The following is a 24062-nucleotide window of genomic DNA, read 5'->3' as shown; positions in this document are numbered from 1 at the left end:
TGAGGACCGGCCGCGGCGGCGTGCGCCGCCGGCGAAGACACCTCGCCGCCCGGCCCGGCCCCGCGGCCCTCGCCCGGCCCCGCGGCCCTCGCCCGGCCCCCCGGCCCTCGCCCGGGCCGGAGCCGAGCCGCCGACCGCCGTACGGCACGCGCGCGGCGTCGCTCATAGGGGCTTGTAGGCAATTAGTTGAATAATCGCTGACGGGAATAATCACCGGCCCGTACCATGTCCCCATGTCCCTCAAGTACGCCGTGCTGGCCGCCCTGCTGGAGGGCGAGGCCTCGGGTTACGAGCTGTCCAAGGTCTTCGACGTCTCCCTCGCGAACTTCTGGCCCGCGACCCCGCAGCAGCTCTACCGGGAGCTGGAGCGGCTCGCCCAGGACGGTCTGATCCAGGCGCGCGTCGTGCAGCAGGAACGCCGGCCCAACAAGCGGATGTTCACGCTCACCGAGGCCGGCCGCGAGGATCTGCGCGCCTTCGCCGCCGCCCCGCCCCGCAGGCCCACCGCCATCCGCGACGAACTCCTCATCAAGATCCAGGCGATGGACGGCGTGGACCCCGAGGTGACGCGGGCGCAGATCGAGGAACGCATGGCCTGGGCGCGCGGCAAGCTCGCCCGCTACCGGCGCGTGCGCGAAGGGCTCCTCGACGGCCGTACCGAGGACGAGTACCTGCGCGAGGCCGACCGGATCGGCCCCTACCTGACCCTGATGGGCGGCGTCGCCTTCGAGGAGGAGAACCTGCGCTGGTGCGAGCGCGTCCTCGCGCTCCTGGAGCGCCGCGCCCCCGTCACCCGGCGGGGATAGGCTGACCCGGATGTTCAGCCCCGAAGGCCCCACGCTGCGCGAGCTCGCCGTCCAGGCGCTGTCCTCCGTCGAGCACGGCTACGACCTGCTCGCGCCGAAGTTCGACCACACACCCTTCCGCACCCCCGACTCCGTCCTGGACGCGGTGACCTCGGCCCTGCGCCGCACGGGCCCGTACGACGACGGACTCGACCTGTGCTGCGGCACCGGCGCCGGCGTCGACGTGCTGGCGACGGTCTGCCGGCGCAGCGTCACCGGGGTCGACTTCAGCGCGGGCATGCTCGACGTGGCCCGCGAGCGCACCCGCCCGACGGGCCCACGGGTGTCCTGGGTGCGCGCGGACGCCCGCGCCCTGCCGTTCACGGACGCCTTCGACCTCGTCGTCAGCTTCGGCGCGTTCGGGCACTTCCTGCCCCGTGAACTGCCGGGCCTCTTCACGCAGGTGCACGGGGTGCTGCGGCCCGGCGGTCGCTTCGCGTTCCCCGTGCTCGCCCCGCCCCGCCCGTCGTCCCCGGCCTTCTGGATGCTCCTCGGCTTCGACGCCGTGATGCGGGTGCGCAACGCCCTGTGGCGGCCGCCGTTCGTGATGTACTACCGGGCCTTCCGGCTCGGCGAGGTGCGCCGGGAACTGGAGCGGGCCGGGTTCCGCGTGGCCCTCCACACCCTGCCCGAGTTCGGGACCAGGAGTGACGGAAGCCCACGCGTCCGGATGGTCGAGGCGCGCCGCGTGCGCTGACCGAGGGGGTCAGACGAAGCGCTGTACGAACGACAGGGCCGTGTCCGCGACCTCCTGCCAGCCGTGGTCGATGGTGAGAGCGTGCCCGCGGTCCTTGATCTCGACGAACTCCGTGACGCCCGGGTTGTGCTGCTGCTTTGTGAACGAGGCGTGCGAGAGGGCCCAGGGCACGGTGTGGTCCTTCTCGCCCGAGATGATCAGCAGGGGGCCGCGGTCCGGGTTCCCGGTGTCGACCTTCGCCTCCGTCCACGGGTTGATGTTCGCGGTCGCCGCCTGGAACAGCGGGGCGCCCGGCGCGGGCACCGCGAACGTCTCGTACAGCTCCTTGGCCTCCTCTTCGCTCACCGCGTTGGCGAAGGAGTACCGGAACTGGTCGTAGGTGAGCGGCACGGCCCGGTAGCGGTTGGCCGGATTGGTCAGCACGGGCGCCGCCGCACGCAGCGAGGAGACCGGCAGCGGCAGCACCCCCCGGAACGGCGCCGGGTCGATCGCGACCGACGCGGCGGACAGTCCGCGCCCGGCGAGGATCTGCGTGAGGAGCCCGCCGAAGGAGTGGCCGACGATCGCCGGCCTGCGGGTGAGGGAGCCGATCAGCCGCTGGAGGTGGTCGGCGACCTGTCCGACCGTCTTGCCCGCGAAGACCTCGGGATGCTCGTGGGCCTCCGCGACGGTCTCCGGGTCGTCGGGCCAGGACAGGGAGACCGGCGCGTAACCGGCCCGCTCGAAGTGGGTGGCCCAGCGGTCCCAGCTGCTGGGCAGCAGCCACAGGCCGTGCACGAAGACGACCGGGGTGCGGTCGGTGGCGTTGGCCGCCTCGATCTGCTGCGCGTCATGTGTCGTCATGAGGCGATCCTGACAACGAACGCGGCGCGCGAACCGACTCAGAGCGCACGGCTCGGGACCCACCGTGCAGAGTCCTGGACGGTGCACGGGCCGTCCACCGCCGGGAGCGTGAACGCATAGACCAGTTCCTCCTGTCGGGCCTCCATCACCAGGTCGGTGATCTCCAGGGGCCGTGCGTACTGGTCGTGCACGCGCCGCGTCACCCGCAGCGAGCGGGCGTCGTCGTCGAGGGTGAGGGAGTCCCGGTGGTGCAGTGTCATGCCCGCCCGGCGCATCCAGTCGTAGGCGCGGCGCAGTTGGGGGGATCCGCCGGTGGTGCGGGCGCGGTCGCGGTAGCGGGCGAGTTCCGGCACCTCGGCGAGGGCGACCGCGGAGAAGGACGTCACGGCCGTGCGCAGCCCGCGTCCGTCGGCCCCCGCGGACTCGTAGCGGTGCACCAGCGTCGGGCGGTACGGCGCGAGCCCGAGCGCCTCGGCGTGCTCCGGCGGGGGCGGCTCCCAGTCGACCGCGGTCCGGTCCACCGCCGCGGGATCGTCCGCGGCCCGGGCGCCCAGCGGAAAGGCGGGGAAGGACGGGGTGCCGACCGGCGCCCCGGGCAGGGACGCGTGCGTGCCGCGCCGGTCGGTCGCGACCAGTCCGTCCCGGCGCAGCACCTCCAGCGCCTGCCGGACGGTCACCCGGCTGACTCCGAAGTGCTCCGCCAACCGCCGTTCACCGGGCAGGCGTTCGCCGGGCGGGATGGTGCCGTCGCGCAGTTCGCCGAGCAACTCCCTCGCTATCCGCCAGTACATGGGCCGTTCGTCGGGGGTGGTGCGGGCCATGCCGCGCGCCTCCTGGGGGTGCGTGCCGTGCGGGCTTGTGCGCCCCCAGATCTAGCATTGGTCTAAACCACCAGGGAAGAGCGGGCGGCCCGATCGGCCGGAACCCGACCGCCCGCGGCCGCCCGGAACCCGACCGCCCGCAGCCGCCCTCACAGCGCGCTGTACACGGCCTCCACCAGCGCCATCTTCCGGGGGTCGTCCGCGATGCGGGGCCCCATGCGGTTCATGACGTACCCCAGCGACACCCCCGCCTCAGGATCGGCGAGGCCACAGGAGCCACCGAAGCCGTCGTGTCCGAAAGCCCGCGGGTTGGGCCCGTAGGAGCCGTTCGGGCCGCTGAGCCACAGGCCGAGCCCGATCTCCGTGTCGTGCGCCAAGCCGGCACCCAGCACCAGGTCCCGGCAGGCACCCTGGCCCTCGCGCACCCGCTCGGCCGCCTCGGCGGACAGGACGCGGTGCCCGCCGTGGGAGCCCCGGCCGGCGAGGACGCCGTACAGCGCGGCGACGGCCCGTGCCGTGCCGTGCCCGTTCGCGGCCGGGATCTCGGCGGCCCGCCAGCCGGGCGAGTTGGCGTCGTCGGCGCCCACCGGGGGATTGGTCAGCGCGGCGATCGCGGCGGGCGGCAACTGGCCGAAGACCGCGGCCTGTTCACTGCTCGACGCGGCCGGCGGACGCACCAGCTCGGCCGCCCGCCCGGCCTCCTTCCCCGGCAGTCCGATGGTGAAGTCGACACCGAGCGGGCCCGTCACCTCCCGCTCCAGGAAGGCGCCGGGCAAGAGGCCCGAGACGCGCCGCACGACCTCCCCGACGAGGAAGCCGTACGTGAGCGCGTGGTAGCCGGACCGCGTGCCCGGCTCCCACCACGGCTCCGTCGCCGCGAGGCGCGCGGTCGTCAGCTCCCAGTCGCAGAGCTGCTCCAGGGTGTGCGGCTCGCGCAGTCCGGACAGTCCCGCCCGGTGCGACAGCAGGTGCCGGACGAGCACCCGCTCCTTGCCCGCCGCCGCGAACTCGGGCCAGTAGGCGGCCACCGGCGCGTCCAGGTCGAGCAGCCCCCGGTCGGCCAGGATGTGCGCGCACAGCGCCACCGGCCCCTTCGACGTCGACCAGACGTTGACCAGCGTGTCCCGCTCCCACGCGCGTGTGCGCGCCCGGTCGGCCCAGCCGCCCCACAGATCGGCCACGGTCACGCCGTCGACCACGACGGCCACCGCCGCGCCCAGCTCGCCCCGCTCCCGGACGTTCTCCTCGAACGCGGCCCGCACCGCGGCGAACCGCGCGTCGCAGTGGCCGTGAACCTGTGGCACGTGCTCGGACATGGGCCCTCCGTGATCCGCCGGAAGCCCGGACCGCGACGGCGCGGCCCGGACCCCCCGAACGTACCGACCAGTCGGACCGGAGGGAAGGCGGCGGCCGCCTCAGGCGTACGACCTCAGCCAGCGCAGCTTGGCCGCCTGGTGGTACGGGCCGCCGCCCTCGTGGTCGTTGAAGTCGTACACCTCGATCGCCTTCTCCTCGTGCGCCCACGCGTTGAAGGCGGCGAAGACGGTCGAGGGCGGGCAGGTCTGGTCCTCCAGGGCCACGGAGAAGAGCGTGGGAGCCGAGGCGCGCGCCGCGAAGTGCACGCTGTCGAAGTACGACAGGGTGCGCAGCGCGTCCTGCGTGCGGCCGCGGTGCGTCTTCAGGAACAGGCCGATCTCCCGGTACGGGTGACGGTCCGTCAGCGTCGCCGCGCGCGGGAAGTCGCACAGGAACGGCACGTCCGGGGCGACCGCCACCAGGTCCGGCACCAGGCCGCCCACGGCGATGCTGATGCCGCCGCCCTGGCTCGCGCCGGTCACCACCGTGCGCGCCGGGTCCGCCAGGGGATGCGAGCGGGCCGCCTCGACGGCGCGCACCGCGTCGGTGAACACCCGGCGGTAGTAGTAGTTCTCGGGCGCGTCGATACCGCGCGTCATGAAACCCGGGTACGCCGGCCCGCCGCCCACCGGGTCGGCGGTGGCACCCCCGCCGCCCCAGGCGCTGCCCTGGCCACGGGTGTCCATGATGAAGTGCGCGCGGCCCGTCGACGCCCACAGCAGGTGCTCGTGCGGCAGACCGCGGCCACCGCCGTAGCCGACGAACTCCACGACCAGCGGCAGCGGTTCCGCGGCCCCCGCGGGCAGCGTCAGCCAGGCCTTCACGGGCTGACCGTCGAACCCGGAGAACGTCACGTCGTACACCCGGACCGTGGCCAGCCCCGTGTCGACGGGCTCGAAGCGCGCGTCCAGGTCGTGCTCGCGGGCCTCCTGGAGGGTCTTGGACCAGAACGCGTCGAAGTCCTCCGGCTCGGTGGACGCGCTGCGGTACGCGTGGAGCTCCTCGAGGGACAGGTCGAACAGGGCCATGAACAACCGCCTTTTGTAAAGTGGCCGAACGAATGATCACACCGTACGTGGGCGGTGGGAATGCTCGCCAGACCTCACTCCGGCCACGTCCACGCGGGGACGCCCACGGCTCTCACGCGCTGCGCCGGCTCCACTCGGGACCCGTGCGCGCCCACTCCCGTCCCCACTCGTCCAGCCGGTGCCGCATCGCCACCCGTCGTACCACCGCGTGCCCGAGCAGCACCACGGTCGCCGTGCCGCCCGCCGCGGCCACGCCCATGGTGAGGGTGTGCTGCCACACCGCCGTGCCGTCCGCCGGCGGACCGACGCTGCGTCCCCGCGCGTCGAACCACACGTCGACCGCCTCACCCTGCCGCGTGCCCACCGGAACCCGCGCGGTGGCCGTCCGCGTCCCCTGCCCCGGTTCCGTCCAGCGCACCGTCACCCGGTACGAGTCGCCACGGCCGCCCTGCACCGTCGGCAGGGCGCCGGGCGGGCGGCCGACGACCTCGGCCCGCACCCGCTGCCGCTCCGCCCGCTGCTCGGCCGCCGTCGCCCGCGCGTCGTCGTGGGCCCACCGGCCGGCCGCGGCCCCCGCCAGGGGCGCGCCCACCAGCAGCAGCACGGCGACCGCCAGCGCCGTCCACGCCTCCACGACGTCCGACCGGCGCCGCAGCGGATTCGGCCGCCGGCGCCAGCCACGCACCCGGGTTCGCATGTCGACCTCCTCGCCGTCACACGGACGAGTGCCCAAGGGAAGCGCATACCCCGCACGGGCGAGATCGCTCCTCGCGCCGACCGGCGGGAAACCGTCAGCCGAACCGCTCGATCCGGATCCGGTCCACCGGCTGCCCCGCCGCCACCAGCAGCCGCGAGGCGTGCTCGGCGAACCCGTTGGACCCGCACACGTACGCCTCCCAGCCGCCCGCCGGCTCCTCCGCGAGAAGCGGCGCCAGCCGTGCCGCGGTCAGCCGGCCCACGGGCACGCCCTCCGGGGCGCTCCGGGTGAACACGGGCGTCGTCTCCGCTCCGTACTCCCGCGCGTAGATCAGCTCCTCCGGGCTGCGCGCGGACACCAGCAGCCGCAGCGGCACCGCGAGGCCGCGCGCCCGGTGGTGACGGACCATCGACATCAACGGGACGACCCCGGAGCCGGCGCCGATCAGCAGCGCCGGCCGGTCGCCCGGCCAGGCGAAGAAACCGCTGAGCGGGCCGCGCACCTCCACCTCGTCCCCCGGCTTGGCGACGGTGTGGAACCAGCCGGAGACCTCGCCGCCGTCCACGTGGTCCAGGGTCAGCTCGACGTGCCCCGAGTCGTCGGGCGCGGACGCGATCGAGTAGTGCCGCTGGGCCGTGTAGCCGTCCTCGGCGGTCAGCCGCAGCATCAGGTGCTGCCCGGGCAGATGCCCCGTCCACGCGGGCACCGCGAACCGGAACGTGGCCGCCTGCGGCGTCTCGCGGCGGATCTCCGTGAGCGTGGCCGTCTGCCACACCGTCGCCGCCTGCTCGCTCACGGCGATGCGGCCGGGCACGGCGAACCGGGTCGGGGGAGTGAACGCCTCAGTCACCGGAGTACCTCTGCTCCTCCCAGGGGTTGCCGCGCGCGTGGTAGCCGTTCTGCTCCCAGAAGCCCGGCTCGTCGTGGTCGAGGAGGCGCAGGCCCGCGATCCACTTGGCGCTCTTCCAGAAGTACAGGTGGGGCACCAGCAGCCGCGCCGGACCGCCGTGCTCGGCCGCGAGCGGCTCGCCGTCGTACGTGAAGGCGATCCAGGCGCGTCCGCCGGTCAGGTCCGCGAGCGGCAGGTTGGTGGTGTACCCGGTGTGGGAGTAGGCGACGGCATGGGTGGCGGAGCTGTCCGGCCGGACGGCGTCGAGGAAGGCGTCCAGCGACACGCCCCCGAACCGCACCCCGAACTTCGACCAGCTGGTCACGCAGTGGATGTCGCCCTCGTAGGCGGAGGCGGGCAGCGCGTGCGCCTGCTCCCAGGTCCAGGTGCGGGGCGCCTCCACCAGCCCGTCGATCCGGAAGGTCCAGTCGGCGGGCGCGAGGTCGGGCGTGACCTCGGCGGACAGCACGGGCCAGTCGTCGCCCGCGTCGTACTGGCCGGGCGGCAGGCCCGGACGGTGGACGCGCGGGCGTCCGGTGAAGCCTCGGGTGACGTTCATGCGGTTCCAGCGTGACGGTCGGCGATGGTTTGCTGCGTCAACCGTACGCGCAAGCCGGCCGCGCCCCGGGCCCGGGCCGCCCCGAGACCGTCAGGTGTGTGCCGGCTCTCCCGCGACCGAGCGGCCGGGGGAGGGCCGGGAGGCGGTGCCGGTGGGGTGGCGCGGGTCCGCCCCTCAGCCGGAGTCCGAGGCCGGCTCCGTCCCCCACGCGTTGTACCGGACCAGATACTCCGCGAACCGCTCCAGGTCCTCCTGCGGCCACCGCGCGAGCCGCTCCCGGAAGGCGGCGCGGCGGCTCTCGGTGACCTGCGCGAGGACGTGGCGGCCGGCGTCCGTGAGGTGCAGGACCCGGACGCGGTGGTCCTGCGGGTCCTGGCGCCGTTCGATCAGGGCGGCCCGCTGAAGGGCGGCCACCTGCCGGCTGACGGTGGACTTGTCCAGCGCGTAGTACGCGGCCAGGTCCGTCGCCCGGCAGCCGCCGCTCTCCTCGAGATGGCCGAGCAGGGTGTACGACACCAGCGACAGCTCGGGATGCAGCCGGCCCGCCGAGGCGCGGGCGCGCCGGGCGAACGTCGTCATCTCGCGCTGGATGGTCTGCACGGCCTGCGCTGCGTCCACCGAACCTCCTCCGCTCTCCTGGTTGTACGGTACAACCAGCAGGGTGCGGCGCGGCTCGCACGGCTTCCCCGTCCTGCCCTTGGGGTAGGGTGGCCGTCCGGCTGCGGAGGTCCCCAGCCATGAGCGACCGAGGGGGTGAGACCCATTACCGCAGTGTCAGGTCGGGTGCTCTCACCTCGAAACGGCGCGGACCGCCGCAGGTAGGCGACCGCGAGAGCGCCCTTCGGCTCCCGAAAGGCTCTCGGCTTCCATGCCCTCACCGTCCCCCTCCTCGTCTCCTGAGTCCCCGTCATCCCCTGCAGCCCCTTCATGGCCGTGGCCCCCTTCCCGTGACGCCGTCGTGGGAGCGCTGCGCGCCGCGGGGTGCGTCTTCGCCGAGGACGAGGCGGAGTTGATCCTGGCCGCCGCCCGCACACCGGACGAACTCGTCGTCCTGGTGGAGCGCCGTGTCGCCGGCCTTCCCCTGGAACTCGTCGTCGGCTGGGCCGAGTTCCACGGTCTGCGGGTCGCCGTCGAACCGGGCGTCTTCGTGCCCCGCCGCCGCACCGAGTTCCTCGTCACCCAGGCACTGGCCCAGGCCCCGCGCGCGTCCGTCGTGGTGGACCTGTGCTGCGGCTCGGGCGCGGTCGGCGCGGCCCTCGCCGCGGCCCTCGGCCGAGTCGAGCTGCACGCCGCCGACATCGACCCGGCCGCGGTGCGCTGCGCCCGCCGCAACGTCGCCGGCCTCGGCGGACACGTCCACACGGGCGATCTGTTCGAGGCGCTCCCCGGCCATCTGCGCGGCCGCGTCGACATCCTGGCCGCCAACGTGCCGTACGTCCCCACCGGCGAGGTCCCCCTGCTCCCCGCGGAGGCGCGCGACCACGAGCCCCTCACCGCCCTCGACGGTGGCGCCGACGGACTCGACGTACTGCGCCGGGTGGCCGCCGGGGCGACGCGGTGGCTCGCGCCCGGCGGCTGCCTCCTCGTCGAGACGAGCGAACGTCAGGCGCCGGACGCCGTCGAGGCGTTCCGCCGCGGCGGTCTGACGACGCGTCTGGCGGTGGACGAGGAGCTGTACGCCCACGTGGTGGTCGGGACGCGGGGGACGGAGGCGATCACGGAGCTCCGAGAAATCGAGGTGCTCGGAGCAGACACGGAGTAGCGGTCAGGTCGTGGCGCCGCTGCCCGACGGGGCGGGCGAGCGGTCGCCGCGGTCCCTCTCCCCGTGCCCCGGGAAGCCGAAGCGCCGGTCACCCGGGGCCTTGTCGTCGAATGTGCCGGACAGGACACGGGTGGCCGTCCGCGCGTCACCGGAACGGGACCCGGCGACGTACACCGTGTCACGCTTCTTCCCGGCGTCCGCCCCGAGGCCGGAGCCGCCGTCGGTGAGGACGGTCGTGCCGTCGTCCACGGTCCGGGTCCACGAGGTGCCGTCCTCGCTCCTGACGGTCACCCGGTCCCCGTCCACTTTCGGCGTCACGCCCGTGCGCGCGCCACGAGCAGGGCCACGTCGTCGTGGTTGTCGGGGTGGTGCAGCGTGCTCAGGAGCAGGTCGCACATCTCCTCCAGCGGGCGCGCCGGGTCGTCCAGGAGGGCGAGCAGCGCGTCCAGGCGCTCGTCGAGGGAGTGCCGGCGCGTCTCGACCAACCCGTCCGTGTACAGCACGAGTTGGTCGCCGACGGCGAAGTCGACGTCGGTCGAGGAGAACGCCACCCCGCCCACGCCCAGTGGTACCCCGGTGGGCAGGTCGAGCAGCTCCGGCGGACGGCCGGGGCGCACGAGCGCGGGCGGCAGGTGCCCGGCGTTGGCGATCCGGCACCGGCCCAGGTCGGGGTCGTGGACGGCGTACACGCAGGTGGCGATGGAGTGGTCCAGGCCCGACGTGATCCGGTCGAGGTGCTCCAGCAGCACCGCCGGGTCGAGGTCCAGGGAGGCCAGGGTGGTGGTCGCGGTGCGCAGCCGGCCCATGGTGGCGGCGGCGTCGATGCCGCTGCCCATCACGTCGCCCACCACGAGCGCGGTCTTGCCGCCGTCCAGCGGGATGACGTCGAACCAGTCGCCGCCCACCTCGGTGGTGGCCCCGGCGGGCTGGTAGCGGGAGGCCACCTCCAGCCCCCCGGTGACCGGGGGATGGCTCGGCAGCAGGCTGCGCTGGAGGGTGAGCGCGGTGGTGCGGGCGTTCTGGTACCAGCGGGCGTTGTCGATCTGCAACGCCGCACGGGCGGCCAGCTCCCGGGCGAGCAGCAGGTCGTCCCGGCCGAACGGCAGGGGGTTGCGGGTCCGTTTGAGGTCCAGGGCGCCGAGCACCTCGCCCCGGGCGATGAGCGGGACCGCCAGATACGAGTGGACGCCCGCCTGCTCCAGCAGCCCGGCCGCCTCCGACGAGCGGGCGATGCGGGCCAGGTGCTCGTCCTTGACCTGTGTCACCATGACCGGCCGGCCGGTGCGCACGCACTCCGTGACGAGGTGGTCGGGGGCGTAGCGGGTGATCTGCCCGGGCGTGTCGGCCGCCCCGACCGGGTCCGGTCCGTCGGCCGCCCGGACGGCCAGCGCGCGGATCAGGGCCGGTTCGGCGGGCCCGAAGCCGGTGCGCCGGCCCGCGACCACCGCGTCGAGCAGGTCCACGGTGGCGACGTCGGCCAGCTCCGGGACGGCGACGTCGGCCAGCTCGCGGGCGGTCTGCTCCAGATCCAGGGTGGTGCCGATCCGGGTGGAGGCGTCGGCGACCAGGGCCAGGCGGCGGCGTGCGGCCTCGGCCTCGACGGCCGACCGGTACTGGTCGGTGACGTCGACGACCGAGAGGGCCACGCCCAGTACGGTGCCGCGGGTGTCCTCCAGGCGGTACAGCGACACCGACCAGGCGTGATCCTCGTCCGGGTCCGCGGGGGTGCGGCCGATGGTGGACCGGTCGACGAGGGGCACACCGGTCCGCAGCACCTCGCGGGCGGCCGACTCCAGCGCCTCCGTGTCCAGCAGGGGGAGCACCTCGCGGACCGTGCGGCCCACGTGGTCCTCCGCCGGAACGCCGTTGATCCGTTCCAGCGCGGGGTTGACCGTGATGTACCGCAGCCGGGTGTCCAGGACGGCCAGGCCGATGGGGGACTGGGTGACCATCCGCGTCGACAGGGCCACGTCCCGTTCCACCCGGCGCACCGTCGACTGGTCGGCGGCCAGGCCCAGGGCGTAGACGTCGCCGTGGTCGTCCACCAGCCGCATGTTGCGGAACTCCACCAGCCGCGTGCTGCCGTCCTTGCGCCGGATGGGGAAGGCGCCCGCCCAGCTGCGGCCCGTGGACATGACGTCGTTGAACAGCTTCACGACCAGTTCGACGTGGCCCTCGTGCACCATCACGTGCGCCGCGTACCGGCCCAGCGCGTCCTGCGCCGAGTAGCCGAACAGCTCCTCCGCCTGCGGGCTCCACAGGACGATCCGGCCGTCGGTGTCGAGCACCACCGAGGCCACGTTCAGCACGTCCAGCAGCCCGCTCGGGCCGGTCGGGCCGCCTGACTCGGCCGCGGTCGCTCCACCTGCGCTCATGCCACGCATCGCCTCCGAAGGTCGACGCGGCACGTTGTCCCCCGTGCCGACACTCCTTGTTCTACCGCGCACAACTGTTTCTCCCACGCCTGGTGCACCGTCTTCCATGCTCCTCCAGTACGGCGCGGCCCGCCGTTCTCCTCACGGCCCGGACCCGTCCCTTCGGTTGGCCTGTACATGACGATCCAACGCCGCCAGACTGTCGGCCGAGCGCGCACCCACCCCCCGTCCCGGAGGAGACCCATGCCCCTGCGCCCTGCCCGGCGACCCCGTCGCGCGGTCCGTACCGCCCGCGCCGCCCTGGTCGCGCTGGCCACCGCGACGGCCGCGGCCCTCGGTGCCGCCCCGCCCGCCGCGGCCGCCGACACCTGGACCGAGGCCGGCTCCGACCGCGCCGACCCGCTGACCGAGAGCCAGGGCCTGACCTCGGTCGAGGTCCCGGCGGGCAGCGCCAACCGCTACACGGGCATCGGCACCATCCCCATCGGCGTGAGCACCCGCGGCTGGAACCACGTCGGCGACCCGGACGCCTCCTACGACGGCTACTACGTCGAGCCCTACCAGCGGGACTCGGGCACCTCGAAGATGTTCCGGGTGCAGGCGCCCGGCGGCACCTGGTCCGAGTATGTCCACACGCTCGGCTCGGGCGAGGCCCTCAACAACTCCTGGGTGGCGATCGCGCCCGGCGGTCAGTGGATGCTCGCGGGCGAGTGGGGCACCATGACCCGGCTGCTGGTCTTCCCGACCCCCGGTGTCAACCCGGGCACCTCGCCCTCGACGAACCTGCCACAGGTGTCCACCGTCCGCCTCGACCGCGCCGTGCGCGACGTCCAGGGCTGCGACTTCACCGGCCCGACCACCCTCCTGTGCTCCTCCGACGACCCGGCGGGCACCCTCTTCGGCATCACCAAGCCCCTCCTCCGGATCGACCTGTCCGCCGAACCGGGCGGCACTTCCGACGTGACCGGCCGCGTCACGGCCCTGCGCCAGCTCCCGCTGCGCAGCTCCTGCTCGGGCACGTTCGAGACGGAGGGCATCGACTACGACCGCCGTACCGGCACCCTGCGGGTGATCGTGCTCTCGCCGGGCTTCTGCGTGCTGACGGACAGCAAGACGTACCGCTTCACGCGCGGGTGACGTCGTGCCGGGCGGGCGCCCCGCAGGTGGTGCCCGCCAGGGAAAGTGGTGCTTTTCTTGGGATGTGACGCGGTTCGCGGGGAACCCGCGCTACCGCGTCACCGCCATGAGAGGAGCGAACACGATGGACCGTGAGCGACCGCACGAGGAGTCCGTCTCGGTCGAGATCAGTGGATGCAGCAAGGAGGACGCCCGGATCGTGTTCGACGCGCTGTGCGCGTGCTTCGAGTCCGACCGGTGCGCCGAGGACGTGCCCGAGCAGCTCCACGAGACCCGTCCGATGGTGTGGCTCGGCACCTTCGAGGTCACCGACGCCCATGAGCCTCCGGCTCCCGCCCGGCTGTCGTCCTCCGTCGAGGCCGACGCGCAGGGGAGCTATTGGGCGATCGAGCGGCTGCGCACGACTCTGGACTCCCTGTTCACCGTGCGCGACCTCTCCTCGGCCTCCGGCGACCAGGAGAGGGAACTGCACGTCCTGCTCGAAGGCCGGTGACGACGGCGCGAGCCGGTGACCCGTTGAGCCGATGGCGACGGGCGCGAGCCGTGGTGGCGACGGTACGAAGGGATGACGACGGCGCGAGCCGGTGACCTGCGGCACAGACCCGCCGACCCGTTGTGCAACTAGTTGCATAATCCGTGCGCGGTCCTCTAGAACTACTGGGGACGACACCGCGCACGGAGGCCTGCCATGAGCCGTTACCCCCACCTGCTGAGCCCGCTGGACCTGGGCTTCACCACGCTGCCCAACCGCGTCCTGATGGGCTCGATGCACGTCGGCCTCGAGGAGGCCGAGCGCGGCTTCGAGCGGATGGCGGAGTTCTACGCCGCCCGCGCGCGCGGGGGAGTGGGCCTGATCGTCACCGGCGGTATCGCCCCCAACGACGAGGGGCGCCCCTACGAGGGCGGCGCGAAGCTCACCACCGACGCGGAGGCCGAGCAGCACCGGGCGATCACGGAGGCCGTGCACCGCGAGGGCGGCCGGATAGCGATGCAGATCCTGCACTTCGGCCGCTACGCCTACCACCGTGACCTGGTCGCCCCCAGTCCGCTCCAGGCGCCCATCAGCCCCTTCCCGCCCCGCGAGCTGACCGACGCCGACGTCGAGCGCACCATCGACGACTACGCCCGCGCCGCCCGTCTCGCCCGGCGGGCCGGCTACGACGGCGTCGAGATCATGGGCTCCGAGGGCTACCTCATCAACGAGTTCGTCGCCGCGCCGACCAATCGGCGCACCGACCGCTGGGGCGGCTCGTACGAGAACCGGATGCGCTTCCCCGTGGAGATCGTCCGGCGGGTGCGCGAGGCGGTCGGCGAGGACTTCATCGTCATCTACCGGCTGTCGATGCTGGACCTGGTGCCCGGCGGCTCGACCCTCGACGAGGTCGTCACCCTCGCGAAGGCCGTCGAGGAGGCAGGGGCGACGATCATCAACACCGGCATCGGCTGGCACGAGGCCCGCATCCCCACCATCGCCACCTCCGTGCCGCGCGGCGCCTACACCTGGGTGACGAAGAAGCTCATGGGCGCGGTGTCCGTCCCGCTCGTCACCACCAACCGCATCAACACCCCGGAACTCGCCGAGCAGTTGCTCGCCGACGGCTGCGCGGACATGGTGTCGATGGCCCGCCCGATGCTCGCCGACCCCGAGTTCGTCGCCAAGGCCGCGGCCGGCACGCCCGAGGCCATCAACACCTGCATCGGCTGCAACCAGGCCTGCCTCGACCACACCTTCAGCGGACAGATCACCTCCTGCCTGGTCAACCCCCGCGCCTGTCACGAGACCGAGCTGGTCCTCTCCCCGACCCGGCTGCGCAAGCGCGTGGCGGTCGTCGGCGCCGGACCGGCGGGCCTCGCGTGCGCGGTGTCGGCGGCCGAACGCGGCCACGAGGTCACGCTGTTCGACGCCGCGAGCGAGATCGGCGGCCAGCTCAACGTCGCCCGCCGCGTCCCCGGCAAGCAGGAGTTCGACGAGACGCTGCGCTACTTCCGCCACCAGCTCGACGCGCACGGCGTGGACGTACGGCTGAACACGACCGTCCGGGCGGCGGACGTCACCGGATACGACGAGGTCGTCGTCGCCACCGGCGTCACCCCCCGCACCCCCGACATCCCCGGAGTCGACCACCCGAGCGTCGTCGGCTACCTCGACGTCCTGCGCGACGGCGCCCCGGTCGGCGACCGCGTCGCGATCCTCGGCGCGGGCGGCATCGGCTTCGACGTCGCCGAGTTCCTCACCGACGGCGGCGACAAGGCGAGCGAGGACCCGGCGACGTACTTCCGCCACTGGGGCGTCGACATGGACTACGCGGCGCCCGGCGGCCTGGCCGCGCCCGAGCGGCCCGCCCCGCCGCGCAGCGTCCACCTGCTCCAGCGCAAGACCAGCAAGGTGGGCGCGGGTCTCGGCAAGACCACCGGCTGGATCCACCGCACCGAGCTCAAGCACCGGGGCGTGCGCATGGTCCCGGGCGTGCGCTACGACCGTATCGACGACGCCGGACTGCACGTCACCGTCGGCGAGGAGAGCACGGTCCTGGAGGTCGACACCATCGTGCTGTGCACCGGCCAGGACCCGCGCCGGGACCTGTACGAGGAACTGGTCGCGGCGGGTGTCGGCGCGCACCTCATCGGCGGCGCCGACGTGGCCGCCGAACTGGACGCCAAGCGGGCCGTCAAGCAGGGCACGGAGCTGGCGGCGGCGCTGTAGGGCCCGTCGGGCGCGTCCCTAGGATGAGCCCATGTCACTCCCGCACGCGATCCTCACCGCCCTGCTCGAGAAGCCGTCGTCGGGGCTGGATCTGACCCGCCGGTTCGACCGGTCGATCGGCTACTTCTGGTCGGCGACGCACCAGCAGATCTACCGCGAGCTGGGAAAGCTGGAGGCCGAGGGGTACATCCGCGCCCTGCCGTCCGAGCAGCCGGCCCGCGGGCAGAAGAAGGCCTACGAGGTCCTGCCCGCGGGCCGCGCCGAACTGGCGCGGTGGACGGCCGCGGCGCAGGACCCCAAGCCGCACCGGGACGCGCTGCTGCTGCGGCTGCGCGCGGCCGCCGTCGTCGGCACCGCGGGTCTGGAGGCCGACCTGCGCCGCCACCTCGACCTGCACCGGCGGCAGTTGGCCGAGTACGAGGAGATCGAGAAGCGCGATTTCCCGCCGGGCAACGACAGCGCGCAGGCCAGGCTCCAGCACCTCGTCCTGCGCGCGGGCATCGAGCTGGAGACGTTCTGGACGCAGTGGCTGACCGAGGCCCTGGAAGAACTGCCCGGACCGGCCGAGCAGCCGTCCCGGAGGCCGTACGGCTCGGAGGCGGTACGGCCGCAGAACCGGTGAGGCCCAGAACCGGTGAGGCCCAGAGGCGGTGCGGCTCAGCGGCGGTCGCCAGGCACCGAACAGAGTCGCGGCGACGGCCGTCAGCGGCTGATCAGAGGCGGTACGGCTTCGAGCGGCGGCGCAGGAACCAGGCCGCCGCGATGATGCCGGACCCGGCCAGTGCGCCGCCCACCGCCATGGTGACCGTGCCGTACTCCCGGACCGCGCCGCCCATGCCGCCCAGGACGCCCCGCGAGGGCGAGGCCGTGGCGGAGATCGTCGGGGTGGACGGGGCGGACACGATCACCGACTGGCTGCCGGCGGTGGTGCCGTTCGAGCACACGACGACGACCGTGTACGTGCCCGGGCTGACGGACGACCAGGCGGCGGACTGGCTGACGCTCGTGCCCGACAGCGCCACCTGACGCCCCTGGGCGAAGTTCGCCTGGCTGCTGGTGAGCAGCGACGCCGTGCCCCAGCTGCCGCTGATCTGGGTGCACGCGCTGGTCACCACGGACACCGTGGAGCCGGTCGTGCTGACGGAGATGCCGGGGGTCCCGGCGGCCGGCTGGGCGGTCACGGCGAGCGGAAGCGCGGCGGCGGCTGCCACGGTCAGTCCGGAGCCGACGAGAAGACGGGAAGTGCGCATCGGGTGTCCTCCGGCGGCACGGTTGGCGGTACATCCCTTGCGCCGCCGAAGGTCGGGTACGCCCGTGCTGCCACAGGGGCAGCCAACGTCCCCCCGGACCGCCCCGCACTCCGGCCGCCTCCGTCCGGGTGACGCGTTCCTCCGGACGGACGGCTCAACCCCGCCCGGTGCCCGTCGTCACCGTCCGCTCCGCCGAGAACGCGCCCCACGTCCCGTCCGGCAGCCGCGCGCGCAGCCGCACCCGGTGCCCGGCGCCGGTGTCCTGCCCCACGTAGAAGCTGTACGAGGCCCGGTCGCGCGGAGGCGTCCCGCCCCACACGAGCGAGGTGGCCGGCCGCCCGTCGACCTGGATCTGGTACTCCGTGACCACGCCGTCCACCCGGGGCGGCACCCAGGCCAGGTCGAGGTAGTACGCCCCGTCGGCCCGGCGGGCCGTGACCCGGAACTCCGCCGGCGCGGTGTCCTGTCCCTCGTCGGCGCCGGCCGCGGTGGTGAGGCGCACGGGCGCGCCGGCGGGCGAGAGGTTGTCGGCCGCGTCCCGCGCCCGGACGGTGAAGGAGTACCGGGTGCCCGGCCGCAGCCCCGTGACCACCGTCGCCGTCTGGTCCCCGCCGACACTGTGGATCTTCGTCCCGCCCTGGTAGACGTCGTAGGACACCACCTCGCGGTCGTCCGTGGACGCCGACCAGGACAGCTGGGCCGCCCGGCTCCCGGCCGCCCGGCCGACGGTGCCGCCAGGCCGGGTCGGGGCCGTACGGTCCGCCGCGACCGCCGCCGGAGTGGTCGCCCGCACCCGCGGGCTGCGCGGCCCGAGCCGGCCCTCGGCGTCCCGTGCGCGCACGGTGAACACGTAGGTGGTGGACGGTGCGAGGCGGGTGACGTCGAGCATGTGCGCGGAGGCCGGCACGTCCGCGACCTTGGTGGGACCCCGGTACACCTCGTACCCGCTGACCGCGGGGACCGCGTTCCACATCACGTGCACGCTGGTGGCGCTCCCCGCCTCGGCGGTGACCCCGGTGGGAGCACCGGGCGCCCGCCCCTCGTCGCCGCCGCCCGGACCCGCGCACGCGCAGCACGCCATCAGGACCCCTCCGCACAGCACAACGCGTCGCACGGCTTCGCCTCCCGGCCCGGCACGGCGGCAATGGTCCGGACCAATATGGCGTGGTGGCGCGAGCACTTCAAGAGGGCGGCAGGGAGGGCCCGGTGTGGGTGGGCGGTCACGCGGGTTACGTATGCTGAAGTTCCTCACGGCTGAACTCTCCCTGAGGGCTCGGGAGTTCCTGCCGGTGGCGCGGACCGCTGTCGTCGCTGATCCCGCGCCGCGGGGCGGCCGGGCGGCCGGTGCCGAGACGGCGCCGGTCCCCGGCTCCTGTCGCACCGTCAGAAGCCGTGCACCGTACGGCTCCTCGGGGCGGTTCCGGCATGCGACCGGCACCAGAGGGGGCCGGCTCTCGTCACTGTCCGGTCTTCGCGCCGGGCGGCACGCGGCGCGATCGCGCCCGGGCGGTGCTCACACCGTCCCGCGCGCCCGCGCCCGCCCGCGCCGGACAGGGCGCGGGCGGGCGCGGGCCGGGCGGCTGTCAGACCTTCCGGTAGGTGTACGCCTCCGCGGCCGCCGCCTCCACCGCGTCGAGGCCCGCGCCCGCCGCCGCCGTGACGACGGCGGCCACCGCGCCCTCCACGAACGGCGCGTCCACGAGCCGGGTGCCGGTGGGCAGTTCGTCGCCCTCGGCGAGCAGCGTCTTGACGGTGAGCACGGCACTGCCGAGGTCGGTGAGGACCGCGACCCCGGCACCGCGGTCCACCGAGGCGGCAGCGGCGGCGATCAGTTCCGCGCTGGTGCCGAGCCCGCCGTCCTCGGTGCCGCCCGCCGGAGCGACGGGCACGTCGGTCGCGCCGCCCGCGAGCCCCCGCGCCAGCTCGGCCACCGCGGCTGCCACGTCCGCGCTGTGCGACACGAGCACGATCCCGACCCGCTGTTCCTCACTCACCGGCGGCCTCCAGGAGGCTCGCGACGAGCAGCGCGGACGAGGTGGCCCCCGGATCCTGGTGCCCGATGCTGCGCTCGCCCAGATAACTCGCCCTGCCCTTGCGGGCCTGCAGAGGAGTCGTGGCCAGGGCCCCCTGCTCGGCCGCGGCCCGCGCCGCGCCGAAACCCTCACCGAGGGCGTCCACGGCGGGCACCAGGGCGTCGATCATCGTCTTGTCGCCCGGCGCGGCCCCGCCGAGCTGCATCACCGCGTCCACACCCGCGCGCAGCGCCTCGGCGAACTGCTCCTCGCTCACCTCCGCCGCGTCCCCGAGCGCCTTCCCGGTCCGGCGCAGCAGCGTGCCGTACAGCGGCCCCGACGCCCCGCCGACGGTCGAGATGAGCCGCCGTCCGGCGAGGACGAGCACAGCGCCGGGTGTCGCCGGCGCCTCCTCCTCCAGGGCGGCTACGGCGGCGTGGAAACCGCGCTGGAGGTTGCTGCCGTGGTCGGCGTCGCCGATGGGCGAGTCGAGGGCCGTGAGCCGTTCCGCCTCACGGTCGACGGACGCGGTGGCGGCCGTCATCCAACGGCGGAAGAAAGCGGCGTCGAGCACTGGATCTCCTTGCCTGGTAGTCGTCGGGCCGGATGAGACGCGTACACCCTCGGCTCACATGCCCCAGCGCAGCCCCGGCGTCTTCACCGGCGCGTCCCACAGTCGCAGCAGCTCCTCGTCGACCTGGCACAGGGTGACCGAGGCGCCGGCCATGTCGAGGGACGTCACGTAGTTGCCGACGAGCGTACGGGCGACGGGGACCCCGCGCTCGGCCAGCACCCGCTGCACCTCGGCGTTGAAGCCGTACAGCTCCAGCAGCGGTGTCGCGCCCATGCCGTTGACCAGGACGAGGACCGGGCTGCGCGGTGACATGTCCGCCAGGAGGGCGTGGACGGCGAAGTCCGCGATCTCACCGGAGGTCATCATGGGGCGCCGTTCCCGCCCCGGCTCACCGTGGATGCCGATGCCCAGTTCCAGTTCGCCGGCGGGCAGGTCGAAGGTCGGGCTGCCCTTGGCGGGGGTGGTGCACGCGCTCAGCGCCACGCCGAAGCTGCGCGCGTTCTCGTTGACCTGCCGCGCGATCGCCTCGACCCGCTCCAGCGGCTGCCCCTCGTCGGCCGCCGCGCCCGCGATCTTCTCCACGAACAGGGTGGCGCCGGTACCGCGCCGCCCGGCCGTGTAGAGACTGTCGGTCACCGCGACGTCGTCGTTGACCAGCACCTTCGCGATCTGGATGCCCTCGTCCTCGGCGAGTTCGGCCGCCATGTCGAAGTTGAGCACGTCGCCGGTGTAGTTCTTCACCACGAACAGCACCCCGGCCCCGCTGTCCACGGCGGCCGCCGCGCGCGCCATCTGATCGGGCACCGGCGAGGTGAAGACCTCTCCCGGACAGGCCGCCGAGAGCATCCCGGGCCCGACGAACCCCCCGTGCAACGGCTCGTGCCCCGAGCCGCCGCCCGACACCAGCGCCACCTTCCCGGCCACCGGCGCGTCCCGTCGCACGATCACCCGGTTCTCGACGTCGACGGTCAGCTCGGGATGGGCGGCGGCCATTCCCCGCAGCGCGTCCGCGACCACGGTTTCGGGGACGTTGATCAGCATCTTCATGGGAACCTCCTGATGAGCGTGAAGACGGGCGTCCGACCGGTGTTCTCGCTGTTCAGGGCAGGTGCGTAAGGGTTGTCGAGCCTGGCGGGGGCATCAGGTCCCCGGAGTGGTCGGACGCGGGTCGGCGGGAGCGCCTCTGTCGGCAGTATCGACCTTGCGGGAGCGAAGGTCACGTGCGCGCGCGTTCATGGCGTGCCCGGTGCGGCGAGTGTCCGGCACCGCCGCCGACCACCTCCCGCCCCCAGTGCCCCCTGTCCGTCCGGCCAACCGTCCCCGTCCGGACAGGTGAATGCTCACCTGTTTCTCCGCCCGGGCGGGGTGGGGTGAGGAACACCACCGGCGCCCGGATCCCGCTGGACTTCGCCGGCCCTGATCGCAGGTGTCATTCGCAGACGATCTCGTCGCGCGGCGTGTAGTGCGTGCGGAACGGCTCCCGTGCCACTTCCCGGCCCTCGTCGTAGAAGACCCGCTCCACGGTGACGTCGAAGCCCTCGAGCGGCGTCTGCGGCACGCACTCCTTGTCGTCGCTCACCTTGCGCGCGGGCTGCTTCACGTTGGTGCGCGGTCCCTTGACCGACCGGATCTCGTCGTACTTCCTCGTGCCGAGGAAGGTGACGGTCACGGAGGTGTCGGTGGCCTCGGCCTGGATGGCGAGGGCGTGGCCGGAGTCGTTGGTGAACCTCAGGTCGAGGCTGCCCCAGGCGACCGTGGCCTCGCGGCCCTCCGGGTAGCGCTCGATGTAGAAGGAGTGGGCGCCGTACTCGACGGGCTTGACGCCGGCGAAGAACATCGCGTTGAAGACGGTCGTCGCGACGGCGGAGACCCCGCCGCCGGGCGCCTTCGTGAACTGGTCGTCGAGGATCATGATGCCCTCGACGAAGCCGTTGGCCTCGGTGCGTGCGCCGACGGTCCGGTTGAAGCTCCAGGTCTCGTTCGGCAGGACGACGGAGCCGTTGATGAGTTCCGCGGCCCGGCCGATGTTCTTCGTACGGTACGGCGCGGGTTCGAAGGCGACGGTGAAGGAGGACACCTTCTCCGTCAGGCCCAGCCGCGCGGCGTTCTCGCCGGTCACCTCCGGCTGGACGCGCCGTACGGCCACCTCGCCGGCGCGGGCGGCGCCCGACTTCGTCAGCAGCGGCAGCACGGCCTTGCCCAGCGCCTTGTCGGTGACCTGGACGCCGGTCCTGGCCTCCTCGGCCACGACGACCCGGTCGCCGCCGAGCCGCAGCCGGGCGTTCGCCGGGGTGGTGGTGATCTCGGCCAGGGGGCGGGCCACGGCGGGCGCGGCGCGCAGGCCCCCGGCGTCGAGCCGCGGTGCCAGCCGGCCGGAGTCGTCCGGACGCAGGGTGAGGTGGTCGCTCAGGACGGTCCGGTCGATCGTGAACCGCTTGCCGCTCGCGGTGAGGGTGACCGGCGCCGACATGGCCGGCTGCGCGAACTCGCGCACCGCCCGCCGTACCTCGTCCGCCGTGACCTTCGGCGCGGTCGCGCGGGCGGGCAGCGTCGTGACCGAGCCCGCCCGGCCGTGCAGGAAGGCCGCGCGCAGCGGGCCGACCGCGGCGTCCACGTCCAGCGCGTAACCGGTGCGCGGGGCGACCTGCTCGACGCGGCCGTCCGCGAAGGCCACGGAGCCGTCGCGGACCTTCTGGTCGAGGGTCCGCGCCAGCCGTCCGAGGGCGGCGTGGGCCCGGTCCTCGTCGACGCGTACGACCGGCTCGATGGCACCGCCCGAGCGGAAGAAGCCGCCGATCACGCTGAACGGGTCGGCGCCGGTACGTGCCGCCCGCTCGACGGTCCCCTCGGCGTCGAAGGCGAGCCCCGCCTCCCGGGGGTTCACCGTGCCGCTGCGGTCGCCGACCTTCACCGCCAGCTCCCGCGACCCGGCCGCCGCCAGGTGACGCTCCAGCTTCCGGACGGCCTCCTCACGGCTCAGACCGCCGAGGTCCACCCCGCGCACCGTCGTCCCGGTCTCGATCTCGCCGCCCGTGACCAGCAGCCCGGTGAGGTACACCCCGCCGAGGCCGATGGTCAGTGCGCCGCCGGCCAGGGCGAGGCGGGGAACGGAGGTTATTCGCGAGACGAAGGCTGCTCGGGGGCGCATGGGTCTCCTGGTCGGTCGAGAGGGCCGGCTGTACCCGATGACGCGACGCCGGGCGCGGGCAAGCACCTCAAACTATCCACAACCGGGCGGTGAAACCGCTATGTCCCAGACCACGTATGTCCCAGGTCACGTATGTCCCGAGTCACGTCCTGACTGCGGCAGCGGGTCGTCCGGGTGCCGGACGCGGCGCCGCTGGACCGGGTCCGCCGACAGGTCCGCAGGCGCGGTCCGGTGGCCCGCTGACCGGTCCGTCCCGCGCCAATCTGTCCCTTCTGTCCACGTCTGCGCCCGCGCGGTCACCGAGGGCGGCAGCGACGCAGCTCCGCGGCCGGTCTCCCGCTCGTCAGCTCCTCGGCGACCAGGCGCCCGACCGTGGGCGCCAGGGCGACGGCCGAGTGCAGGACGGCGACGTAGAGGGACGGGTCGTGGGGCAGTGGACCCACGATCGGTCCGGGGGCGGGCATCGGTCGCCTGCCGATGCGGTAGCCCGTCAGGCGGCAGGCGTCACCGCCGGTGAACGTGGCGCGCAGCCGCCGCAGGGCGTGCCGGGCGGCCTGATCCAGCCAGGACGCCGACGTGTCCTCGACGTGCGGCAGGGTCATCAGGAGGTGCCCGTCGCGAACCTCCCGGACCTCGAAGTCCGGACCGGCCACGATGGACCTGACGAGTGCGGGAGGTGCCGTCACCCGGAGCAGGCCGGCCGGTGAGGCGGCGACGGGCAGATCGATCCCCAGGGGGCGGCAGAGCTCTGCGACGTTCGTCCCGGCGGCGAGGACGACGGTCGCGGCGGGGTGGAACCCGGCGGAGGACACCACTCCCACGGTGCGTCCGCCCGCCCTCCTGAGGGAGGTCACGACCGTCCCGAGGAGCACCTCCGCCCCGTGCGCGCGAGCGGCGTCCACCAGGGCCCCGGTCAGCGCCGTCGGATCGACACCGCCGTCGCCCGGGGTGTGAACCGCCCGTTCGGGAGGGTCTCGCAGGTTCGGCTCCAGCGCCGCGATGTCGGCTCGCCCGACCCAGGACCGTCCGGGCCCGAGCGGTGCGGCCGGCCCGGGCCGGACCGCCGCGTCCGTCCACACCAGCGAGCCGGTCCAGCGGACGGCTGCCTGCGGCAGTTCGGCTTCCAGCCGCCGGTGGTCCGCCAGGACGACGTCGCGCAGATCCCGCGCTCCGCCCGGCCAGTCCCCTCCCGCGTTCCCGATCCAGGCGAACGAGTCCCCGGTCACGCCCGTGGCCGGTGACGGCCCCCGGTCGAGCAGGGTGACGGACACTCCCCGGCGTGCCAGATGACAGGCCACCGACGCTCCGACGATTCCCGCTCCGACGACGACGACGTCCGACATGGGCTCCTCTCCCGAGCTTTCG

General features: G+C 73.9%; 24 protein-coding genes. 7 read left to right on the top strand and 17 right to left on the bottom strand.

Annotated features, from left to right (window positions below):
• Window positions 1-233 precede the first annotated feature (233 nt).
• On the top strand, window positions 234-806 hold the full coding sequence (locus tag ACF1A1_RS21980; protein ID WP_392001996.1) for a PadR family transcriptional regulator: 573 nt from the start codon (window positions 234-236) through the stop codon (window positions 804-806).
• 10 nt (window positions 807-816) lie between these two features.
• Complete coding sequence (locus ACF1A1_RS21975) at window positions 817-1542, top strand: class I SAM-dependent methyltransferase (RefSeq protein ID WP_392001994.1); 726 nt, start codon at window positions 817-819, stop codon at window positions 1540-1542.
• Window positions 1543-1551: 9 nt separating this feature from the next.
• Here ACF1A1_RS21975 and ACF1A1_RS21970 read toward each other — a convergent pair whose 3' ends face one another.
• From ACF1A1_RS21970 to ACF1A1_RS21935, 8 genes are all read right to left on the bottom strand, one after another.
• Window positions 1552-2385, bottom strand: coding sequence for an alpha/beta hydrolase (locus ACF1A1_RS21970; protein ID WP_392001992.1), 834 nt, complete (start codon window positions 2383-2385; stop codon window positions 1552-1554).
• 38 nt (window positions 2386-2423) lie between these two features.
• On the bottom strand, window positions 2424-3206 hold the full coding sequence (locus ACF1A1_RS21965) for a GntR family transcriptional regulator (protein WP_392001991.1): 783 nt from the start codon (window positions 3204-3206) through the stop codon (window positions 2424-2426).
• Between the two features lie 149 nt (window positions 3207-3355).
• A complete protein-coding gene (locus ACF1A1_RS21960; protein WP_392001990.1) occupies window positions 3356-4522 on the bottom strand; it encodes a serine hydrolase domain-containing protein in 1167 nt (388 codons plus the stop codon).
• A 99-nt stretch (window positions 4523-4621) separates the two neighbouring features.
• Window positions 4622-5590, bottom strand: coding sequence for an acetylxylan esterase (locus ACF1A1_RS21955; protein WP_392001988.1), 969 nt, complete (start codon window positions 5588-5590; stop codon window positions 4622-4624).
• Between the two features lie 112 nt (window positions 5591-5702).
• A complete protein-coding gene (locus tag ACF1A1_RS21950; RefSeq protein WP_392001986.1) occupies window positions 5703-6287 on the bottom strand; it encodes a hypothetical protein in 585 nt (194 codons plus the stop codon).
• Between the two features lie 94 nt (window positions 6288-6381).
• Complete coding sequence (locus ACF1A1_RS21945; RefSeq protein WP_392001985.1) at window positions 6382-7137, bottom strand: ferredoxin reductase; 756 nt, start codon at window positions 7135-7137, stop codon at window positions 6382-6384.
• Complete coding sequence (locus ACF1A1_RS21940; RefSeq protein WP_392001983.1) at window positions 7130-7735, bottom strand: sulfite oxidase-like oxidoreductase; 606 nt, start codon at window positions 7733-7735, stop codon at window positions 7130-7132. Before ACF1A1_RS21940 ends, ACF1A1_RS21945 begins: the two co-directional genes overlap by 8 nt.
• 174 nt (window positions 7736-7909) lie before the next feature.
• Complete coding sequence (locus ACF1A1_RS21935; protein WP_392001982.1) at window positions 7910-8353, bottom strand: MarR family winged helix-turn-helix transcriptional regulator; 444 nt, start codon at window positions 8351-8353, stop codon at window positions 7910-7912.
• A 250-nt stretch (window positions 8354-8603) separates the two neighbouring features.
• Between ACF1A1_RS21935 and ACF1A1_RS21930 the strand changes: the two genes are divergently transcribed.
• Window positions 8604-9497, top strand: coding sequence for a putative protein N(5)-glutamine methyltransferase (locus ACF1A1_RS21930; RefSeq protein WP_392001980.1), 894 nt, complete (start codon window positions 8604-8606; stop codon window positions 9495-9497).
• Between the two features lie 3 nt (window positions 9498-9500).
• Here ACF1A1_RS21930 and ACF1A1_RS21925 read toward each other — a convergent pair whose 3' ends face one another.
• Together ACF1A1_RS21925 and ACF1A1_RS21920 are read right to left on the bottom strand one after the other, a co-directional pair.
• Window positions 9501-9788, bottom strand: a complete 288-nt coding sequence (locus ACF1A1_RS21925) for a hypothetical protein (RefSeq protein ID WP_392001979.1) — start codon at window positions 9786-9788, stop codon at window positions 9501-9503.
• A 23-nt stretch (window positions 9789-9811) separates the two neighbouring features.
• Entirely contained in the window at window positions 9812-11872 is a 2061-nt protein-coding gene (locus ACF1A1_RS21920; protein ID WP_392001978.1) for a SpoIIE family protein phosphatase, read from the bottom strand.
• Between the two features lie 243 nt (window positions 11873-12115).
• Between ACF1A1_RS21920 and ACF1A1_RS21915 the strand changes: the two genes are divergently transcribed.
• The 4 genes from ACF1A1_RS21915 to ACF1A1_RS21900 all read left to right on the top strand — a co-directional run bounded on the left by ACF1A1_RS21915 (window position 12116) and on the right by ACF1A1_RS21900 (window position 16335).
• Window positions 12116-13009, top strand: a complete 894-nt coding sequence (locus ACF1A1_RS21915; RefSeq protein ID WP_392001977.1) for a hypothetical protein — start codon at window positions 12116-12118, stop codon at window positions 13007-13009.
• Between the two features lie 124 nt (window positions 13010-13133).
• A complete protein-coding gene (locus ACF1A1_RS21910; RefSeq protein WP_392001975.1) occupies window positions 13134-13502 on the top strand; it encodes a hypothetical protein in 369 nt (122 codons plus the stop codon).
• Window positions 13503-13697: 195 nt separating this feature from the next.
• Window positions 13698-15713 (top strand): FAD-dependent oxidoreductase, encoded by a 2016-nt coding sequence (locus ACF1A1_RS21905; protein WP_392001973.1) that lies wholly within the window; start codon window positions 13698-13700, stop codon window positions 15711-15713.
• Between the two features lie 31 nt (window positions 15714-15744).
• Window positions 15745-16335 (top strand): PadR family transcriptional regulator, encoded by a 591-nt coding sequence (locus ACF1A1_RS21900; protein WP_392001972.1) that lies wholly within the window; start codon window positions 15745-15747, stop codon window positions 16333-16335.
• 91 nt (window positions 16336-16426) lie between these two features.
• Here ACF1A1_RS21900 and ACF1A1_RS21895 read toward each other — a convergent pair whose 3' ends face one another.
• The 7 genes from ACF1A1_RS21895 to ACF1A1_RS21865 form a co-directional block, all read right to left on the bottom strand.
• The gene (locus ACF1A1_RS21895) at window positions 16427-16963 is read right to left on the bottom strand and encodes a hypothetical protein (protein ID WP_392001970.1); all 537 of its coding nucleotides are present in this window, start codon (window positions 16961-16963) and stop codon (window positions 16427-16429) included.
• Window positions 16964-17117: 154 nt separating this feature from the next.
• Window positions 17118-18044 (bottom strand): fibronectin type III domain-containing protein, encoded by a 927-nt coding sequence (locus ACF1A1_RS21890; protein ID WP_392002024.1) that lies wholly within the window; start codon window positions 18042-18044, stop codon window positions 17118-17120.
• Between the two features lie 502 nt (window positions 18045-18546).
• Window positions 18547-18957, bottom strand: a complete 411-nt coding sequence (locus tag ACF1A1_RS21885) for a PTS-dependent dihydroxyacetone kinase phosphotransferase subunit DhaM (protein WP_392001969.1) — start codon at window positions 18955-18957, stop codon at window positions 18547-18549.
• The gene (gene dhaL / locus ACF1A1_RS21880) at window positions 18950-19549 is read right to left on the bottom strand and encodes a dihydroxyacetone kinase subunit DhaL (protein ID WP_392001967.1); all 600 of its coding nucleotides are present in this window, start codon (window positions 19547-19549) and stop codon (window positions 18950-18952) included. Before dhaL ends, ACF1A1_RS21885 begins: the two co-directional genes overlap by 8 nt.
• A gap of 54 nt (window positions 19550-19603) precedes the next feature.
• Window positions 19604-20596, bottom strand: a complete 993-nt coding sequence (dhaK, locus tag ACF1A1_RS21875) for a dihydroxyacetone kinase subunit DhaK (RefSeq protein WP_392001966.1) — start codon at window positions 20594-20596, stop codon at window positions 19604-19606.
• 382 nt (window positions 20597-20978) lie between these two features.
• Window positions 20979-22697, bottom strand: coding sequence for a VanW family protein (locus ACF1A1_RS21870; RefSeq protein WP_392001965.1), 1719 nt, complete (start codon window positions 22695-22697; stop codon window positions 20979-20981).
• A gap of 296 nt (window positions 22698-22993) precedes the next feature.
• Window positions 22994-24040: an NAD(P)/FAD-dependent oxidoreductase gene (locus ACF1A1_RS21865; RefSeq protein WP_392001964.1), complete on the bottom strand. Its 1047-nt coding sequence runs from the start codon at window positions 24038-24040 to the stop codon at window positions 22994-22996.
• Between the last annotated feature and the right edge of the window lie 22 nt (window positions 24041-24062).

Origin of the sequence: Streptomyces sp. NPDC014995 (assembly GCF_043080745.1) — a bacterium.
Taxonomy (GTDB): Bacteria; Actinomycetota; Actinomycetes; order Streptomycetales; family Streptomycetaceae; genus Streptomyces.
This window is presented reverse-complemented; position numbering and strand designations above follow the sequence as displayed.

Bases quoted from the DNA above. Each gene is read 5' to 3' on its own strand.
- ACF1A1_RS21980 (WP_392001996.1), top strand. From the start codon at position 234: ATGTCCCTCAAGTACGCCGTGCTGGCCGCCCTGCTGGAGGGCGAGGCC.
- ACF1A1_RS21975 (WP_392001994.1), top strand. From the start codon at position 817: ATGTTCAGCCCCGAAGGCCCCACGCTGCGCGAGCTCGCCGTCCAGGCG.
- ACF1A1_RS21970 (WP_392001992.1), bottom strand. From the start codon at position 2,385: ATGACGACACATGACGCGCAGCAGATCGAGGCGGCCAACGCCACCGAC.
- ACF1A1_RS21965 (WP_392001991.1), bottom strand. From the start codon at position 3,206: ATGGCCCGCACCACCCCCGACGAACGGCCCATGTACTGGCGGATAGCG.
- ACF1A1_RS21960 (WP_392001990.1), bottom strand. From the start codon at position 4,522: ATGTCCGAGCACGTGCCACAGGTTCACGGCCACTGCGACGCGCGGTTC.
- ACF1A1_RS21955 (WP_392001988.1), bottom strand. From the start codon at position 5,590: ATGGCCCTGTTCGACCTGTCCCTCGAGGAGCTCCACGCGTACCGCAGC.
- ACF1A1_RS21950 (WP_392001986.1), bottom strand. From the start codon at position 6,287: ATGCGAACCCGGGTGCGTGGCTGGCGCCGGCGGCCGAATCCGCTGCGG.
- ACF1A1_RS21940 (WP_392001983.1), bottom strand. From the start codon at position 7,735: ATGAACGTCACCCGAGGCTTCACCGGACGCCCGCGCGTCCACCGTCCG.
- ACF1A1_RS21930 (WP_392001980.1), top strand. From the start codon at position 8,604: ATGCCCTCACCGTCCCCCTCCTCGTCTCCTGAGTCCCCGTCATCCCCT.
- ACF1A1_RS21920 (WP_392001978.1), bottom strand. From the start codon at position 11,872: ATGAGCGCAGGTGGAGCGACCGCGGCCGAGTCAGGCGGCCCGACCGGC.
- ACF1A1_RS21915 (WP_392001977.1), top strand. From the start codon at position 12,116: ATGCCCCTGCGCCCTGCCCGGCGACCCCGTCGCGCGGTCCGTACCGCC.
- ACF1A1_RS21910 (WP_392001975.1), top strand. From the start codon at position 13,134: ATGGACCGTGAGCGACCGCACGAGGAGTCCGTCTCGGTCGAGATCAGT.
- ACF1A1_RS21905 (WP_392001973.1), top strand. From the start codon at position 13,698: ATGAGCCGTTACCCCCACCTGCTGAGCCCGCTGGACCTGGGCTTCACC.
- ACF1A1_RS21900 (WP_392001972.1), top strand. From the start codon at position 15,745: ATGTCACTCCCGCACGCGATCCTCACCGCCCTGCTCGAGAAGCCGTCG.
- ACF1A1_RS21895 (WP_392001970.1), bottom strand. From the start codon at position 16,963: ATGCGCACTTCCCGTCTTCTCGTCGGCTCCGGACTGACCGTGGCAGCC.
- ACF1A1_RS21890 (WP_392002024.1), bottom strand. From the start codon at position 18,044: ATGGCGTGCTGCGCGTGCGCGGGTCCGGGCGGCGGCGACGAGGGGCGG.
- dhaK (WP_392001966.1), bottom strand. From the start codon at position 20,596: ATGAAGATGCTGATCAACGTCCCCGAAACCGTGGTCGCGGACGCGCTG.
- ACF1A1_RS21870 (WP_392001965.1), bottom strand. From the start codon at position 22,697: ATGCGCCCCCGAGCAGCCTTCGTCTCGCGAATAACCTCCGTTCCCCGC.
- ACF1A1_RS21865 (WP_392001964.1), bottom strand. From the start codon at position 24,040: ATGTCGGACGTCGTCGTCGTCGGAGCGGGAATCGTCGGAGCGTCGGTG.